Origin of the sequence: Rhizobium sp. M10 (assembly GCF_002531955.1) — a bacterium.
Lineage (GTDB): Bacteria > Pseudomonadota > Alphaproteobacteria > Rhizobiales > Rhizobiaceae > Rhizobium > Rhizobium etli_C.
The window spans coordinates 350229-366288 of the sequence record NZ_NWTA01000003.1; the positions used below are offsets into that span (position 1 = coordinate 350229).

Sequence of the window (16060 nt, forward strand, 5' to 3'; positions counted from 1 at the left end):
CCGCGTGGCCGCAGCCTTACTTGACGACGGCCGAGCCCTTGATGATGTCGATCGTCTCGCCGCCGTCGAGGCCGATGCGGTCGCCGTCGGGCGTCGTCATGAAGCAGCCGGAAGGGCAGAGATTTTCGGAAGCCCCTGCATCGACAACGACCTCGACGCGCTGACCGCCCTCGGTGATGACGAGCACCACGGCGGCAGGATCGGTATTGGTGACGGATGCCGCATGGACCGCCGGCGCGGCAAGCAGCGGGATAAGCAGAACGGCGGCAAATCTTGCCATCATGTGCGGCGGCGCGAGTGCGCCCTCCCCTCGAACGATCGGTGCTGCCCTCGGCAGCGATCCCGATGCAAGGGATCATGCACATAGACCTGTGAATGATGGCTGAATGAGCCGTTCAGCTCTTCAGGCTGACCTCGGCGGTGCGGCCGCGCAGCTGTCGCACCCGATGCTCCTCATCGCCGGCAGCGCCGTCCGCGGAGCTGGGCCTGACGTCCCTGCCCTCGTTGGCGATGGCGACGGGCGCCTCGCGGTGGATAGTCAGATCGCTCTGCGGCAACGGAATCTCGATGCCCTCCGCCTTGAAGCGCTTGAGGATCTCGATCCTCAGATCGTTACGCACCGTCATGCCGTCGCCCATATCGGCGAGGAAGAAGCGCAGTTCGAAATCCAGCGAATAGGGGCCGAAGCGCAGGAATTCGACATGCGGCTCGGGATTGCGCATGACGAGCGGGATCTTCGCCGTCAGCTCCAGCAGGATATCCATCACCTTCTGCGGATCGGCGTCGTAGCTGACCGAAACCGGAATTTCCGAGCGGCCGATCTTGTTGCGGTGCGTCCAGTTGCCGACCAGCCCGTTGATCAGCTCCGAATTCGGCACGATGATCGACTGCTTGCGGAAGGTCTCGATCTCGGTGGCGCGCACCGAGATGCGCTTGACGATGCCCTCGGCCGTTCCCGAAACGACATGGTCGCCGACCTTGAACGGCCGCTCGACCAGCAGGATCAGGCCGGAGACGAAGTTGGAAACGATGTTCTGCAGGCCGAAACCGATACCGACCGAAAGCGCCGAGGCGACGAGCGCGAAGCTCGACAGATCGATGCCGGCGGCCGAGACGCCGATGATCGCCGCAATGCCGACGCCGAGATAACCGATCCCCGTCTTCACGGAGTTGCGCACGCCGAGATCGACATGGCTTCGCGCCATCACATTGCCGTCGAGCCAGCGCTGCAGCCAGCGCGTCAGCAGATAAACGCCGGCAAAGAGCAGGATGCCGGTGCAGATGCCGAGCAGCGAGATGCTGATGCCGCCGAGCTTGACCTCGGTGAACAGCCGGTAGGCGATCAGCTGCAGATCCTGCACATGGAAGCCCCAGAGCAGCAGGATAAGCGGAATGCCGACCAGCAGCGCCACGGCATAGATGGCAAGGCCGACGAGCAAGCCGAACTGATCGATCGCCACCGGCCCCAGGTTGAACCGCCGCGTCAGGAAGCGCGCGAAGAAGGTGTCGCCGAAGCTCTCCTGCCGCGAGATCGCCTTGCCCGACAGCAGGCCGACATACATGGTGGCGACGACCGCACCGGTAATGATGAACTGCGTGGCGACGAAGCGCGCCAGTCCTACATAGCCCGCGAGCGCCGTGACGATGAGGCCGGCGCCGGCAACGCGCAGGATGATGGCCATGCCGCGCGGCCAATGCCTGCCAGGCGCGTCGGGATCGCCGTTCCGTGCCAGCATCGGCTTGCCAAAGGAGGCAGCGATCAGGATCACGCCGATGATCAGCGCGGCGATCAGGCTTCTGACCACCGTCAGCACCAGCGGCGAACCCATCGCCTCGCTGACCGTGCCGAACAGATAGTCGAGCCCGTTGACGACAGCCATCGCCAGCAGGCAGTAGCCGATCGAGCGGGCGCCGAGATTGGAAAGCTTCACCAGCCGCCAATGCGGTTCACGCGGCGCGAAGATGGCGTTGACGAAGCGGCCGACGAAGTAGACGAGTCCGATCGTGCCGAACAGCGCGCCGATGACGGGTGCGATATCGGGCCGCAGCACATTGAAACTGTTGAGGAAGAAGAAGGAGGTGACGAGCAGCACCGCAAGCGCCAGCGTGCGGATCAGCGTCGACCAGAAGGCGATCGACAGCCGACCGATATAGGACGGGTTCTCGACCGCCTCATCGCGACGCAGATACGCGCCGAACAGCCGGTAGCTGCCCGAGAGCAGAATGAGCGCCGAGGCGAGCGACAGGAAGATCGCCGCAAACAGCGGGAAGCGCTTGAACTTCCAGACGAAGGCGGCCCAACTCGACAGGGCCTGCGAGAATTCGCTGACCTCGTGCACGAAGGCGCCGGCGGCATCGTCGAGCACCGAGACGGAGATTTCGGTACGTCTGAGAAGCGTATCGGCGAAAAGCCGCCGTCGCATCTCGATAATCTCGTTGACAAGCTGCGTCACCGCGATCGACAGATTTTCGGCGTCGCCTGTCACCGCGTTGATCTGCGCACGCTCGGCGGCAAGCGCATTGCGCTCCTGGGTGACGATCTCAGCCTCGGGCGGCTGTCCATCCTTCGGCGGATCGCCGATCTCGCCAAGGCGGTTTTTGATCTGATCGAAACGCGGCCTGAGATTGACCGAGATCGTGATGACGGCGCGGCTGAGTTCGTCGGCCTTGGCAGCAATCCCGACCAGCGCATCGTCATTATCGGCGTTCTGCTTGACGCTGTCCTGAAGCGAACCAAGCTGGACCTTCGCCTTTTCGATTTCCTTCGCCGCCTGAGCGGATGGCGTATCGACAAGCGGCGTCTCTGCCGTCGCCTGCGCCTGCGGCTCCTGCGCCAAGGCTACGGCACTCTCGAAATGGGCGCCGGCCAGCGCCAGCGTCATCAGAAGAATGGTGCGAAGCAGGATCGTTCTCAGCCGCAAAAGCGCCTCCGGGAGGGTTGTCGTCAGGATAGAAAGTCAGCTTTTCATTGCAAACAAAGGCGACAGAAAGGCGGGAAATGCCTAAAGCGCCTCGCAGCGAACTTGAAAGACCTGCATGAGAAGCACTCAGAAGCCGGCGCCGGGCCGGGATAGATAGTCACGCTCCGCAGCCGTCGACTCCCGTCCGATGATGGCATTGCGGTGCGGAAATCGGCCATAGGCGGCGATCACATCGCGATGCCGGATGGCATAATCCAGGTATTCCGCGTCGCCAAGCGCGGTGAACAAGGCCACCGAACGTTCCTGCTCGTCGAGGTGTTCGGCATGTTCGAACGGCAGGTAGAAGAAGGTGCGACAGGCGACCTCGACTGCCTGGTCGCCACCGGCCGCAAGCGCGAGCTTGGCTTCCCGCAGCGCCAGTCCGTCGGTTGCGAAGGCGAGCGGCGTGCCGCGATAGATGTTGCGGGGGAACTGGTCGAGCACGATGACCGCCGCCAGCCGGCATATCGGATCGGCCCGCCAGTCGTCACTGATGCCTGCGGCCAGCGCCAGATGCGTATCGCGGAAAACATCGCGGATCTCCACGTCGAGCTCCGGCGGCGGCTGGAACCACAGCTCCCGGCCGCACCGGACGAACCAGAAATCATAGACTTCACGCGGCGTGCGGATCGTCGTCATGTCTGTTCTCCCCTAGCGTTAGGTTTGATGATGCGATGTCGGTAAGCTATTGCGGAAAAAGGATACGCTGTGCCGTGAGCCCCCCTCATCCGCCCGCCCTGCACCACACGTCCTACTTCCCCTCCTGCAACGAAAACACCAGCGTCGCCCGCGTCCCATCATGATCGGGATCATAGGCGAAATCCGATTTCAGGCTCGCGGCCATCCCGGTCAAAATACGCGTACCGAGCCCCGTCCCTCTGGCCGGGCTCTCCGGATCAAACCCCGCGCCGTCATCCTCGACGATGACCTTCAGCACCTCTTCCGTCTGGTCGACGCTGACACGGATCTCCCCCGTCACGCTGTCCGGATAGGCATATTTGAAGGCATTGGTGACAAGCTCGCTGACGATCAGTCCGAGCGTGATAACCTTGTCGGTCGCCAGATTGACCGGCGCCGCAGTCAGCATGATGCGATGCGGCCGCTTGTCGTCACGCATCGACGCTTCGAGTTCGGTCAGCAGGCTGTTCAGATATTCATCGAGCTGCACCGATCCGACCTGCCGGTTTGTATAGAGCCGACGGTGCACGCTGGCGATGGCGTTGATGCGCATCTGCGTTTCGTGCAGCGCATCGATCGCCACCTGGTCCTTGGTCATCGAGGATTGCATGCGGATCAACGCGCCGACCAGCCCGAGACTGTTGGCAATGCGGTGATTGACTTCGGCAAGCAGCATCTCGGCAAGATCGCGCTGCTGGCGGATCACTTCCTGCGCCTGCGCTGTCTCGCGGCGAAAACGCGCCCGCTCCAACGCCTGTTCGAGAGCAGCCGCGAGCAGATCGAAATAATCGGCCGAAATCCCCTTCAGCACGTAGTCGTCGGCACCCGCCTTCAGCGCCGCGACCGCGATGCTGGTATCGTCCGAACCCGTCGCATAGATGACGGGCGGATGATCCGGCATCGCCGTGATGCAGGGCAGAATGTCGAGGCCGGTTTCGTCGGCCAGCATATGATCGAGTACGACGGCATCGATTCCGCCTTCGCCGAGTCTCGCCAGACCGGCAGCGCCGTTCTTAGCCCACTCGACCGAAAAGCCGCGCCGAAGCAGGTTTTTCTGCATCAGCAATGCCAGCCCCTCGTCGTCGTCGATATAGAGGATGTGGATCAGCACATCCGCATCGCCGCTAGAATTGCTCATTCCCTCTCCCGGCGTTCTCCCGCAGCGACGATGAACAGCAAGCGTCCGACTCGTCCGCATGGCAATGTCGTATTGCATTGACCGCCCGAGGTAAACAGCCGCCATCCCTCGCTCTTGTCGCAGGCGGCGCGAAAGGACGACAACGGAAAACCGGTCCCGCAGAGCGGCTTGATTGGTTTCGTCGGCAGGTTAGTTTTTCTGAAATTTCCGATGACCCGAAACTTCCGCGCCCGCCTCCGCCGGCAATTGCAGGAAGCGCAGCGACGAGATGACCCCGATCGCTCCGACCAAGACGAAAGCCCAGCGGAAGTCGGCAAGAACGGGGGTCTCGGCGCCTCTGAGAGCCGCGGCAATGTTGAGCACGGCGGCCGCCACGGCCACGCCGAGCAGCATCGACACCTGCTGCAGCATGCTCGACAGTGTCGAGGCCGAGCTGCGCTGCGCCGGGCCGATATCGGCGAAAGCCAGCGTGTTCAGCGCGGTGAATTCCATCGACCGCGACAGGCCGGCGAGAAAAAGCAGCGCATGGATGAAAAACTGCGGCGTATCAGGCGTCAGAAAACCGCAGGCGACGATCGAAAACGCCGCGATCAGTCCATTCAGCACAAGCACCGTGCGGAAACCGAAGAAGCGCAGGAGCGGCGTCGTCACCGTCTTCATGCCGAGATTGCCGAGGAAATAGACGAGCAGATAAGTGCCGGCGGCAATTGAACTCAGCCCGAATCCGAGCTGGAACAACAGCGGCAGCAGGAACGGCGTCGCATTGATGGCGACCCTGCAGGCCGTGCCCGCCGACAGCGTCGACATCGCGAAGGTCTGAACGCCGAAGGCCGAAAGGTCGAGAAGCGGATTGTCGACAGCGAGGAAATGTCGCGTCGCCATGACGGAGAGCACGATTCCGGCTGCGAGCATGGATATGACCGGCAGGAGCCCGCCTTCCCATTTGACCGAGAGCTCCAGGGCGGCCAGCAGGAAGGTGAGCCCTGCCGCACTGAGCACGAACCCGACGAGATCGAGACGGCCGGCGTCGGCCTCGCGCTGCTCCGGCACGAAGCGCAACACCAGTCCCATGCCGAGAACGCCGATCGGGATGTTGATGAGAAAGTTCCAGTGCCAGCTGGCATAGGTGGTGATGAAACTGCCGAGCACCGGGCCGATCACCGGCGCGGTCAGCGCCGGCCAGGTGATCAGCGCGATCGCCTGGACGAGTTCCGACTTGCGGGCGTTCTTCAGCACGATGATGCGTCCGACCGGCGTCATCAACGCGCTGCCCGCCCCCTGGACGGCACGCCACAGCACGAATTCCATAAGGCTGCCGGACAGCCCGCAGAACAGCGAGGCGCCGGTGAAGACGCCGATCGACATCAGGAAGACACGGCGCGCGCCGAAGCGGTCGCCGAGCCAGCCCGACAGCGGAATGAAGGCCGCCATCGTCAGCATATAGACTGTTATGCCGATGCTCATCGACACCGGCCGCACGCCGAAGCTTGCCGCCATCTGCGGCAACGAGGTGGCAACGATCGTGCCGTCGAGAATCTGCATGAAGAAGGAGACGGCAACGACCAGCGCCACGATCTTCGCCTGGCGGCCGCTTGCCGCCTCTTGCCGGTTCTCGCTCGTCTCTGCCGTGGTCATCGATCTGCCAATGAAAATTCCGGGTGACGCGGCAGAAACGGGAAGGAAGATCGATCGAAGATCTGCCGCGCGGGGACTCGCGGCCATCGAAAGCCGCGTATTGGCTGAATACGCCCGTTGCCGCCGGCCGGAAAGGCTAAATCTCGCACCGGCGGGGAATATTCCCGCGGCGGCCGCGCTGCCTCCATATGTCAAGAAAAAGGCCCCGCCGAAGCGAGGCCAAGTTTGAACCGCTCCCGGGAAAACAGGAGCGGCGCAAACTCCATAGCCTGAGGTACGTCCTGCAGCGAGGCCAGATGTCGCCGTATCGGTACGCTCGCTAATGAAATTTTGCGATTTGTCAAAAGCGTCAGCCGCTCACTGTCGACAGCGTAACTGGGTGGACAGCGCCGCTTGCGACCGGCAAAAAGGCATGGCGACGGCACGAAAACCAACGAACGGGTCTCAATCGATGAAACACTTCTTCAACCGCAGGGAAACGATCGTCACCGAAGCCTTGGATGGTCTTCTTCAGACGAGCGGCAAGGGCCGCCTCGCTCGCCTCGACAGCTTTCCCGACATCAAGGTGATCCTCAGAGCCGACTGGGACAAGTCGAAGGTGGCGATCATCTCGGGCGGCGGCGCCGGCCACGAGCCCTCGCATGCCGGTTTCGTCGGCAAAGGCATGCTGACCGCGGCCGTCTCGGGCGAGATCTTCGCCTCGCCGAGCGTCGATGCGGTGCTCACCGCGATCCGGGCGGTGACCGGGCCGCGCGGTGCCCTGCTGATCGTCAAGAATTACACTGGGGACCGCCTGAATTTCGGTCTTGCCGCCGAAAAGGCCCGCGCCGAAGGCCTCGATGTCGAGATGGTCATCGTCGCCGACGATATCGCCCTGCCCGGCATCAACCAGCCGCGCGGCGTCGCCGGCACGCTGTTCGTCCATAAGATCGCGGGCTACCACGCCGAACGAGGTGAGGATCTAAAGACGGTCACAGCCCAGGCCAGAAGTGCGGCCGGCGATATCGTCTCGCTCGGCATGTCGCTTTCCACCTGCAGCGCGCCCGGCCAGACGCATGAGGACCGCCTCGGCGCCGACGAGGGTGAGCTCGGCCTCGGCATCCACGGCGAGCCGGGCGTCGAGCGCATCACGCTGCAGCCCGTCGCCGATATCGTCGCCACCATGTCCGCACGCCTCTCCGCCACGCTGGGAAATGCCGGCAATCACGCGCTGCTCATCAACAATCTCGGCGCCGTGCCGCCGCTCGAAATGGCCGTCATCGCCAATGCGGTGCTGGCCGCCTCGCTCGGCCGCCGCGTCCGCCTCATCATCGGCCCGGCGCCAATGATGACTGCGCTCAACATGAACGGCTTCTCGCTGTCGCTGATCCCACTCGATGCCGAGCGTGAGGCAGCCCTGACAGCCGCTGTCGAGCCGCATGCCTGGATGCCCGCCGTCGAGCGCCACGAAATCGAGATCATTGCCGCCCCGAGAACGGCCGCCGGAAAAGCCACAGCAGGCGAGAACCCGGGCAGCCGGCGCCTGATCACGGCGCTCTGCGAGCATCTGATCTCGTTGGAAGACGAGCTCAACCGGCTGGACGGCCGCGTCGGCGACGGCGATACCGGCTCGACCGTGGCAACGGGCGCCCGCAGCCTGCTCGCCCGCCTCGATACGCTGCCGCTCGACCGGCCGGCGGCCACCCTTGCCGCGATCGGCGATATCCTCGGTACCAACATGGGTGGATCGAGCGGCGTGCTGCTGTCGATCTTCTTCACCGCGGCGGCCAAGGCGATGGCCGACAAGGCCGATATATCGGCAGCCCTTCTCGCCGGGCTGGACAGGATGACCTTCTACGGCGGAGCCGAAGTCGGCGACCGGACAATGGTCGATGCGCTCTCACCGGCGCTGCATGCGCTCGCCTCCGGCGGCGTCGCGGCAGCCGCAAAGGCGGCGGCATCAGGCGCGGAATCGACGAAGGCAATGACCAGGGCGAGAGCCGGACGTTCCTCCTATGTCGGCGCAAGGGATCTGGCCGATGTGGCCGATCCCGGCGCGGTCGCCATAGCCGCAGCCTTCGCGGCGGCGGCAGAGCTTCCATAGGTTCTCAGATATTCAGATATAAAGCGGCGCCATCCTCCGCCAGGCGCCGGCGCGATGGGCGCGGCCGTCCCAGACATGCAGCTGATGGCGAATATTCTTCTCGCCCAGCAACCGGCTGAGATAGCGGTTGTTGTCGAGGAAGGGATCGGCATCGCCGATGGTCAGCACGATGTCGATCTCGCGCAGCCTGTCGAGCCGCCAGTCGGCGCCGAGGCCGGGCAGGAAATGTGTCGGCGTGTGGAAATAAACGCTGTCGTCGTAATAGCCGTCGAACAGGTCGCCGAAGGATTCCACCTTCATCGTCAGGTCGTAGCGCCCGGAAAAGGCGACGAGCTTGCGGAAGAGATGCGGGTGACGGAAGACGAGGCTCGCCGCCTGGAAGGCGCCGAGGCTGCATCCATGCACAATGGTGCAGTCATGCGAATTCTTCGCCGCCATCAGCGGCAGCACCTCGTTGAGGATATAATCCTCCAGCGCCGCATGCCGGCGGATGCGCTCGGCCGGATGCCGATGGAAGCCGTAGAGGCTGTCTGCCGCCAGGCCCTCGATGCAATAGAGCTGGAGATGGCCGGCCTGCAGCTTATCTGCAAGGCTTGCGACCAGCCCGAGCTGCTCATATTCGAAAAAGCGCCCTTCCCGCGTCGGGAAAACCAGCACCTTGGCGCCGGCATGGCCGAACACCAGCATCTCCATGTCTCGATGCAGACGCTGACTGTACCAGCGCAGATATTCGCGGTTCATGACACCCTGAAGAACTGTCCGATCTTGTCGCGGAGAACCGCCTCTTGCTCAGCACTTCCAGGGTAGTCGAAATGCCCGGCGTCCAGGATGAAGATTTCATTAAATTTCGGTATCGAATTGGCGACAGCGAACTGGCAGGGCGGCGCGACCGAAGGATCGAAAAGCGCTACCGCCGTCAGCATCGGCACCCTGATCCGCCTCGCGGCCGTCGCCGCATCGAAGAAGCGCAGCGTCTCCAGCACGTTTGCATGTTCCGCCTGATATTCCTGCACCGATTGGGCGCTGCCGACGCTCGGCAGCTTAAGGCGCAGCGGCTGGTGCCCGAAGCTCGGAAGCGCGAGATGCCCGCGGTCGATGCGGTCGTCATAGGCGATCGCCATCGCCCCGACACCGCCGCCGAAGCTGATGCCGCTATAGCCGATATGCCCTGATAGCCAGGGATAGAGCGCAGCGAGCGTCGAGACGGCAAGCCAGATATCCTCGACGCAGCCGCCGATGATATAGGAGTCCTTCTTGTCGATATCGTGCAGCACATGCCAGGAAGGGTTCTCGGAAATCGGCGGATGGGCGCTGAGCGACAGCCCGCGGCAGCAGGGAAAGATGAGCGCGGTTTCGGTGACCGGCAGGTCGAAATCCGGACGCTCGCGTCCGCCGTAACCATGCCCGACAACCAGGCCGCGCCGCACCTCCCCCTCGCGCGGCAGCAGCAGCCAGCCGCCGATCCGGAACGCATCGGTGGAGAGATAGACGAGGTCGAGCACGTGCCAGTCGGGATGGGTGATCTCGCTGCGGGAAAGCGCCGGCTGCGGATCGACCGTCAGCGCCTTTTGATACCGCGCCTCCCAGAAAGCGTCGAAACCATCCGGCTCCTCCGGCGGCTCGACCGCAAGCAGCTCGTCGAGCTGCATGCCGTAAGTGGGATCGAAGGCGAAAGGATGTATCGCGGGAATGCTCATCCGGACTTTGTCGCGTGAAAGCACCGGCCATGCAAGGCTATGTGGCGGCTACTTGCCCATCTGCTCTCGCCGCAAGGCTACGCGGGCCGAAGGCCGATGGAGCAGACTGGCCTCCAACCCTCCGTCATTCCTGTGCTTGTCACAGGAATCCAGCCACGGCGCGTCTGCGCTGTGGATTGACTCCAGACGAACCTAAAGTGGGTCTCCCGCGCCCAAGGACTTGGACGTGCTGAAAAATTCGGCTGATATGTCCGACGCCGAATCTGGCCGGCAGCTCTGCTGTAGGCGACGGCCGGGGCGGTCACCTGAAATCACCCCGTCACCATTGCGATTTAATCGGATGCGATATATATAATTGCAGTAGCAACCGAGACAGGATAGACCCATGCCCACGTCCAAAGCCGCAAAACAGTCTGCATCCGCCTCTCCGCGGAGTGGCGGTGAGGTCCGCAAGCTTTCGACCTTCCTGTGCTTCGCGGTCTATTCGGCCAATCTCGCCTTCGGCCGCGCCTACAAGCCGATCCTGGACGCGCTCGGCCTGACCTACACCCAATATATCGCCATGGTGGCCCTCTCCGAGGAGGACGACCAGACGGTCAGCATGCTGGGTGAAAAACTGTTCCTTGAATCCAACACGCTGACGCCCATCCTCAAGAAACTGGAGTCGGCCGGCTTTATCACCCGCCATCGCGATTCTGCCGACGAACGGCAGGTGCGTGTCAGCCTGACGCCAGCGGGGCGCGATCTTCTCGAAACCGATCCCGGCTCCGCCCTGATCGACGCCGTCGGCCTCGGCGACGATTTCCCCGTCGTGCAGAAATCGGTGACGCGGCTGCGCGACAACCTGCTGCGGGCGCAGGCGGAACCGCAAAAATCATGATCGCGGCACATGTCGGCACCTGGTGACATGCCCGAGATCGCAATCGGCGCATTGATTGGGAATGGGAGCGTTCTTCTCGCCAGGCGGAGTTCGGAGCGCAGGACGCACCCGGATCGGTGGAGCCTGCCGGGCGGTCACGTCGAAGATGGCGAAGACGCCGAGACAGCACTGCCCCGGGAATTGCTGGAAGAAATCGGCGTGACGCCGCAGCACTGGCTGTTGGCCGGAAAGTTCGTTTCGGAAAGCCCGCCCGGGGCATCCGCCACCTTCCATGTCTATCACGTCGACCGATGGCAGGACTCTCCGCGACTTATCGGCGATGAACACACGGCGCTCAGATGGTTTACCGCCGCGGAGATTGAATGCGAAACCGAACTGGCGCCGCCTCAGCTTGGTGAAATGCTCTTAAACCTGCTCAGACCGAAGACGAACAACCAGGCATGATGACGCGAGAAGCAGCGCCACGCCTACAGCGCACGCTGCCGAACCTCGCCAAGCGCGCCCTCCTCCATCATCTCGGCCGCTTTCGCGTAACCGCCGCCCATTCCATCGAGGAAATGCAGATGCGAATCCGGCCGCCCCGATGGTACGAGGCAGGTCATCAGCGCGTGAGACTGGCGGTGCAGCCCGAAGTCGATCTCACCGCGCGCCCGCGCTGCAATGAGCATGGCTTCGACGCTGTCGATCTGGTCCGGCGCGCAGTCCAGCGTCAGGCGCAGGCCGTCGTCGAACTTGCGGAAATCCGAATTGGAGGCGACCTCCGACCAGCGTTTCGCGCTGACCTGCTTCTCTCTTGCCATACCCGTCCGTCCGGAAAGCGGATGAGACCGGCGCGGCGCGGCATCGAAAACCGCGAGCACGCGTCTTGCCAGCGCCGCAAAGACCTCCGGGCGCGTGTGGTCGCGTGGCTCGACCAACAATGACAGGATCTCGCCGCGCTGGCTCGGGAACGGCGCCCAGTCGCAGCTCAAGCCCGTCAGGTCAGGCCTCATCGCATAACGGCCGGGTTTGACCAGAAAGCGGCCATTCTTGATCTGCTGCTCCGCCCATTTGAGCCCGCCTCCGGCAAACATCGCATAGGTCGCGTTCTCGGAAGCGGCGTAGCGCGCGATCCTGACGTCGCGCCCGTTGGCACGGATTGCGCCGACGGTGACGAGCCCGACACGCAAGTCGAGATGAAGCTCGGCTTTGGCGAAGCCCGCGACGTCACGCAAGGCCGATGTCGCCGCCATGATGCCAGTCGCCGGCAAGGCGAAGGCTGCTCCGTCTCCGCGAAACACGAAGGGAAAATCGAACGAACCCCAGGCATTGCCGAGGGCGGCGATGATCGATGCGCCGGCATAATTGACGTCTTCATAGCGTCCCGATCGGATTGCCGCGGTCGAGCTGACGACATCGGTGATGCCGATCAGCCAATCGTCAGGCAACGGCTCGTAGACATCGGGATCGAGCACCAGCGAAAACTCGTCATAGGCCCGGCGCGGCTCCGCGTGGCTGTTGATCATGGCATGTTCTCCGGATCGGCAGGTTTGGCTGCTGGCTCAGAAGCGGGTCTGCCGCCGATCGGCAGCCCCCCGCTTGAAGGTGACGGCGCGAGGCCGGCCCTTCCTGGTCAGATAAGCTTGGTTTCGACGTCGATATTGCCGTGGACCGCCTTGGAGTAAGGGCAGATGCCGTGGGCCGCCTCGATCAGTTCCTGCGCGATCTCGCGGTCGATGTCTGCAAGGCTGACATTGAGCCGTGCACGCAGGAAGTAGGAGCCGTTATCGCCGTTGAGCGTAATCTCGGCATCGACCTCGGGCCCGGCTGGCAAGGTGATCTTCCGCTGCGCGGCGGCGAGCTCGATGGCGCCGATATAGCAGGCCGACCAGGCGGCGCCGAACAGGTTTTCGGCCGCCGGGTGCGGCTGCGGCAGCTTGATGTCGAGCGTGCCGTCGCTGCTGCGTGCATAGCCGTTGTGACCGCCGGCGATGTGGGTCTTGCCGGCGAAAAGAACCTTCTCAGTCATTGTTGTATCCTTTCGGTTGATGGTTACTAACGTATCCGATTAAATCGGATGCGCGTTAATATGCCGAACCAAATTCGATGTCAACACTATTCCGATTTAATCGGATACGATTTATTTTTTGAAAGACTTTAGCCAGCCGCCCAGGCAGGCTCGACCGGTTGCGCATTCACGTCTTGCCCGGAAAGGAGGCCCCCTATAGGCTTGCCTCGAGGCTCGGGGCTTCACGAGGAAGACGGAGAGTTGAGATGTCCTCCATAACCGAAGGCAATGCGGGACAATATGGCGACAGCCGCAAGCTCGCCGCCCGCGCCAGGCTCCATACCGAATATACCATCGCCGAAACGGGCTGGTTTCCATGGGTTGCCGCGCAGCTGCCTTTGAAACCGGCAGATCGCGTCCTCGACGTCGGCTGCGGGCCGGCATGGTTCTGGGCGGCAACGGCAGGTCTGCTGCCGGAGAATCTGCAGCTGACGCTCGCCGACCTTTCGCCAGGCATGGTCGACGAGGCAGTGGCGCGCTGCGGCGCACTGCCCTTCGGTTCCGTTCGAGGCTGCCGGGCCGATACCGCCGCACTTCCCTTCGAAGACGGCGCCTTCGATCTCGTGATCGCCATGCATATGCTCTATCACCTGCCCGACCCCGCCGCCGGCATCGCGGAGATGGCGAGGGTGCTGAAACCGGGCGGCTTTCTCGCGGTCACCACCAACGGCATCGGCAATATGCGCGAGATCTATCGCCTGACGACCGTCTTCGGCAGCGCGCCGACCGATCCAGCCGCCGTAGCCTTTGGATATGACGCCGCCGAGCAAATGATGCGGACGCAATTCGGAAACGTCGCCATGTCGCAGTATCCGGCAAGCATGCGGATCACCGAACCCGAAGATGTCTTCCTGGCCCTGACCTCTTATCCGCCCGGCGAAGGCGCCGGCGAGCCTCAGCTCAGCGGTTTCCGCCGGGCGATCGCCGATGCCTTCAGGCAAGGCAGCGGCGCGCTCGATGTCAGCAAGGAGACCGGGCTGTTTCTCAGCAGGAAGACGGCCTGATCGGATCGCCGCCTTTCAGGAACGCGTCCGGCCGGGACAGAGCGGCCTCAGACCTTCTCTTTCTTCCTGACCTTTTCTTTCGGCTCGGCCGGCGCATCGGGCGTCGGCGCCAGAAGCTTGCGCAACGATGCGATCTTGTCCTTCACCAGCGGCCGGAAGCGCGTCGCGCGATAGGGCATGTCGGCCGCACCGTAGCCCTCCGGCCCGTCGTCATTGCCGCGATGGATTTCCGCGAGCTTCACGCCGATGAAGGTGCCGTCGACATAATGGGTATATTCGCCGACCCAGCGGATCGTATAGATCTCGCCCTTGCGGATCAGCTGGTCGATGCTGACATGCTTGAAGGTGTCGTTGATGCAGACCACCTTCTGGCCGACATGAAATTCATAGCTCATGGGTCAAACTCTCAAACGGCAATCCGCCTCGCCGATCTATAGCGCGCCCGGCGACGGGGATGAACCCTTTTCTGCCGGCGGACTTCATGCCGCGTGAGCGCCTCTGCCCCTCAATGCGACAGGTTCAGTCGCAATAGACCTTGCCGCTCTTGCGTGAGCGCAGATCGAAGTGGAAGTGGTTCCAGTGTTCCGGGTTGCTGCCCGGCCCGAGCACCGTGTTGAAGTAGCGGCAGCTATCGGTGCGCACCGCCTTCAGCAGCCGGCCCTCGCGCAGCGAGAACAGCCCCTTCTTGCGCACGTCGATCTCATGGCCGTTCTTCAGCACGAACTTGCCGACGTCGATGGCGTTGCCGCGGGCGTGTTCCGACATCGGATTGTATCGCTGACGGCTGTTGTTCATCCGCCGGCAGGAATAGCCGCCGAGCGGCTGGATCGTTCTGATGCCGCTCCAGTAGCGGTAGCGGGCCGACGGCGCCAGCTCGTTCTTCACCCATTTGGCGAAGGCGAGCGTCACCTGGCAGTTCAGCGTCACGGCCGGCCTCACGCCGATATTGCCGGAAAGTCCCTTCAGCGATACCGGATAAGGCACCTGGCAGGCCGGTCCGTTCGAGATCGGCGGCTTTTCGTCGAAGAGCACGCCCATGCGCTTCAGTTCGCGCCGGCAGGCAAGCTCGGAAGCCGGCATGACGCTCGGGTCGACCGGTGCGGCGGGCTCGCTCATCATCGGATTGTTCGGCCGCAGCATCGCCACTTCCTCGGCCTCGTCCTCCTCAGGAACGCGGGATGGCGCCGTGACCGGGCTGCCGTCGCTCCAGGTGGGCGCCCGGCTCATTTCAGCCTGCGCCGCCGGCTGCGGCACTGCCTGCGGCGCAGGTTGGCGCATCGGTTGGTTGAGCTGCATCGGATTGTCGGTGCCGATGCCGTCAACGACCGGCTCGCTGGCGTTGCCCTCGGCGATCTGCTGCTGTTGCTCCTGCGCCAGTCCGACGACGGGCTCTGCTCCGAGCTCATCATCCATGTTGACGCCGCCGGACGGGACGGCGAGGTTCTGCGTGCCGCCCCAGTTGCCGCTCGGCTGGCCGGCCGCCATCGCCTCGTCACTGTCGATCATCGGCAGTTTTCGCCCCTGCGTCTCCGGCGCGCGAGCTGCATGGCCGGTACCGGCGAGGTTCGGCGTATCGAGATAATCGACCGAACCTTGCGTGTTGCCGACCGGGGCGCCGGAAACCGGATAGGACGCCTGGCTTTCCACCGGCGCCATGCGCACGGCCGGCGCCATGCGCGCGGCACCCCGTGACGGCGAAATCGAACTGACCCTGGTACCGTTGTCGACATTGGCGGGCGGCACCAGTCCGTCGCTGATCGAACAGGTCGTTAGCGCCGCTGACAGCAGCACGGGCAGGAAGGCTCGCCGAGGAAAGGAAACAAACGCCATACTCTTATCGCTTCCGTGGGCCGGCCGCAGAGTGACCGAAAAAACTCGGTCCAATTTTAATTAAAAACGGTGAATGAAAACTTACCGGCACAATCTGGACGCGACGGG

The 16060-nt window shown here is 63.4% G+C and carries 15 protein-coding genes; 4 read left to right on the forward strand and 11 right to left on the reverse strand.

The annotated features are described in order from the left end of the window. Positions 1-16: 16 nt before the first annotated feature. The 5 genes from CO671_RS07020 to CO671_RS07040 form a co-directional block, all read right to left on the reverse strand. Positions 17-283, reverse strand: coding sequence for a hypothetical protein (locus CO671_RS07020; RefSeq protein ID WP_010033652.1), 267 nt, complete (start codon positions 281-283; stop codon positions 17-19). A gap of 112 nt (positions 284-395) precedes the next feature. After that, the gene (locus tag CO671_RS07025) at positions 396-2921 is read right to left on the reverse strand and encodes a mechanosensitive ion channel family protein (RefSeq protein ID WP_097605323.1); all 2526 of its coding nucleotides are present in this window, start codon (positions 2919-2921) and stop codon (positions 396-398) included. Positions 2922-3047: 126 nt separating this feature from the next. Next, on the reverse strand, positions 3048-3599 hold the full coding sequence (locus CO671_RS07030; RefSeq protein WP_097605324.1) for a DUF924 family protein: 552 nt from the start codon (positions 3597-3599) through the stop codon (positions 3048-3050). 112 nt (positions 3600-3711) lie between these two features. Beyond that, the gene (locus tag CO671_RS07035) at positions 3712-4776 is read right to left on the reverse strand and encodes a histidine kinase dimerization/phosphoacceptor domain -containing protein (RefSeq protein WP_097605325.1); all 1065 of its coding nucleotides are present in this window, start codon (positions 4774-4776) and stop codon (positions 3712-3714) included. Between the two features lie 189 nt (positions 4777-4965). After that, entirely contained in the window at positions 4966-6411 is a 1446-nt protein-coding gene (locus CO671_RS07040; RefSeq protein WP_097605326.1) for an MFS transporter, read from the reverse strand. 451 nt (positions 6412-6862) lie between these two features. On the opposite strand from CO671_RS07040, the gene CO671_RS07045 reads away from it, so the two are divergent. Then, entirely contained in the window at positions 6863-8494 is a 1632-nt protein-coding gene (locus tag CO671_RS07045) for a dihydroxyacetone kinase subunit DhaK (RefSeq protein ID WP_097605327.1), read from the forward strand. A 12-nt stretch (positions 8495-8506) separates the two neighbouring features. Here the strand turns inward: CO671_RS07045 and CO671_RS07050 are convergent, their stop codons facing one another. Both CO671_RS07050 and CO671_RS07055 read right to left on the reverse strand, forming a co-directional pair. Further along, the gene (locus CO671_RS07050; RefSeq protein WP_097605328.1) at positions 8507-9235 is read right to left on the reverse strand and encodes an alpha/beta hydrolase-fold protein; all 729 of its coding nucleotides are present in this window, start codon (positions 9233-9235) and stop codon (positions 8507-8509) included. After that, the gene (locus CO671_RS07055; protein ID WP_097605329.1) at positions 9232-10191 is read right to left on the reverse strand and encodes an acetylxylan esterase; all 960 of its coding nucleotides are present in this window, start codon (positions 10189-10191) and stop codon (positions 9232-9234) included. Before CO671_RS07055 ends, CO671_RS07050 begins: the two co-directional genes overlap by 4 nt. 385 nt (positions 10192-10576) lie before the next feature. Here CO671_RS07055 and CO671_RS07060 point away from each other — a divergent pair, with 385 nt between their 5' ends. Next, positions 10577-11071 carry a MarR family transcriptional regulator gene (locus CO671_RS07060; protein ID WP_010029099.1) on the forward strand — a complete coding sequence of 165 codons (495 nt, stop codon included), beginning with the start codon at positions 10577-10579 and terminating at the stop codon, positions 11069-11071. A gap of 27 nt (positions 11072-11098) precedes the next feature. Further along, positions 11099-11515 (forward strand): NUDIX domain-containing protein, encoded by a 417-nt coding sequence (locus CO671_RS07065; protein WP_010029100.1) that lies wholly within the window; start codon positions 11099-11101, stop codon positions 11513-11515. Between the two features lie 23 nt (positions 11516-11538). On the opposite strand, the gene CO671_RS07070 is transcribed toward CO671_RS07065, so the two are convergent. Both CO671_RS07070 and CO671_RS07075 read right to left on the reverse strand, forming a co-directional pair. Next, a complete protein-coding gene (locus CO671_RS07070; protein WP_097605330.1) occupies positions 11539-12576 on the reverse strand; it encodes a DUF3095 family protein in 1038 nt (345 codons plus the stop codon). Between the two features lie 107 nt (positions 12577-12683). Further along, positions 12684-13079: an Ohr family peroxiredoxin gene (locus CO671_RS07075; protein WP_097605331.1), complete on the reverse strand. Its 396-nt coding sequence runs from the start codon at positions 13077-13079 to the stop codon at positions 12684-12686. Positions 13080-13324: 245 nt separating this feature from the next. On the opposite strand from CO671_RS07075, the gene CO671_RS07080 reads away from it, so the two are divergent. Beyond that, positions 13325-14122, forward strand: coding sequence for a class I SAM-dependent methyltransferase (locus CO671_RS07080; RefSeq protein ID WP_097605332.1), 798 nt, complete (start codon positions 13325-13327; stop codon positions 14120-14122). 47 nt (positions 14123-14169) lie between these two features. Here the strand turns inward: CO671_RS07080 and CO671_RS07085 are convergent, their stop codons facing one another. Both CO671_RS07085 and CO671_RS07090 read right to left on the reverse strand, forming a co-directional pair. Then, a complete protein-coding gene (locus CO671_RS07085; RefSeq protein WP_010030441.1) occupies positions 14170-14517 on the reverse strand; it encodes a hypothetical protein in 348 nt (115 codons plus the stop codon). A 124-nt stretch (positions 14518-14641) separates the two neighbouring features. After that, the gene (locus CO671_RS07090; RefSeq protein WP_097605333.1) at positions 14642-15952 is read right to left on the reverse strand and encodes an extensin family protein; all 1311 of its coding nucleotides are present in this window, start codon (positions 15950-15952) and stop codon (positions 14642-14644) included. Positions 15953-16060 lie beyond the last annotated feature (108 nt).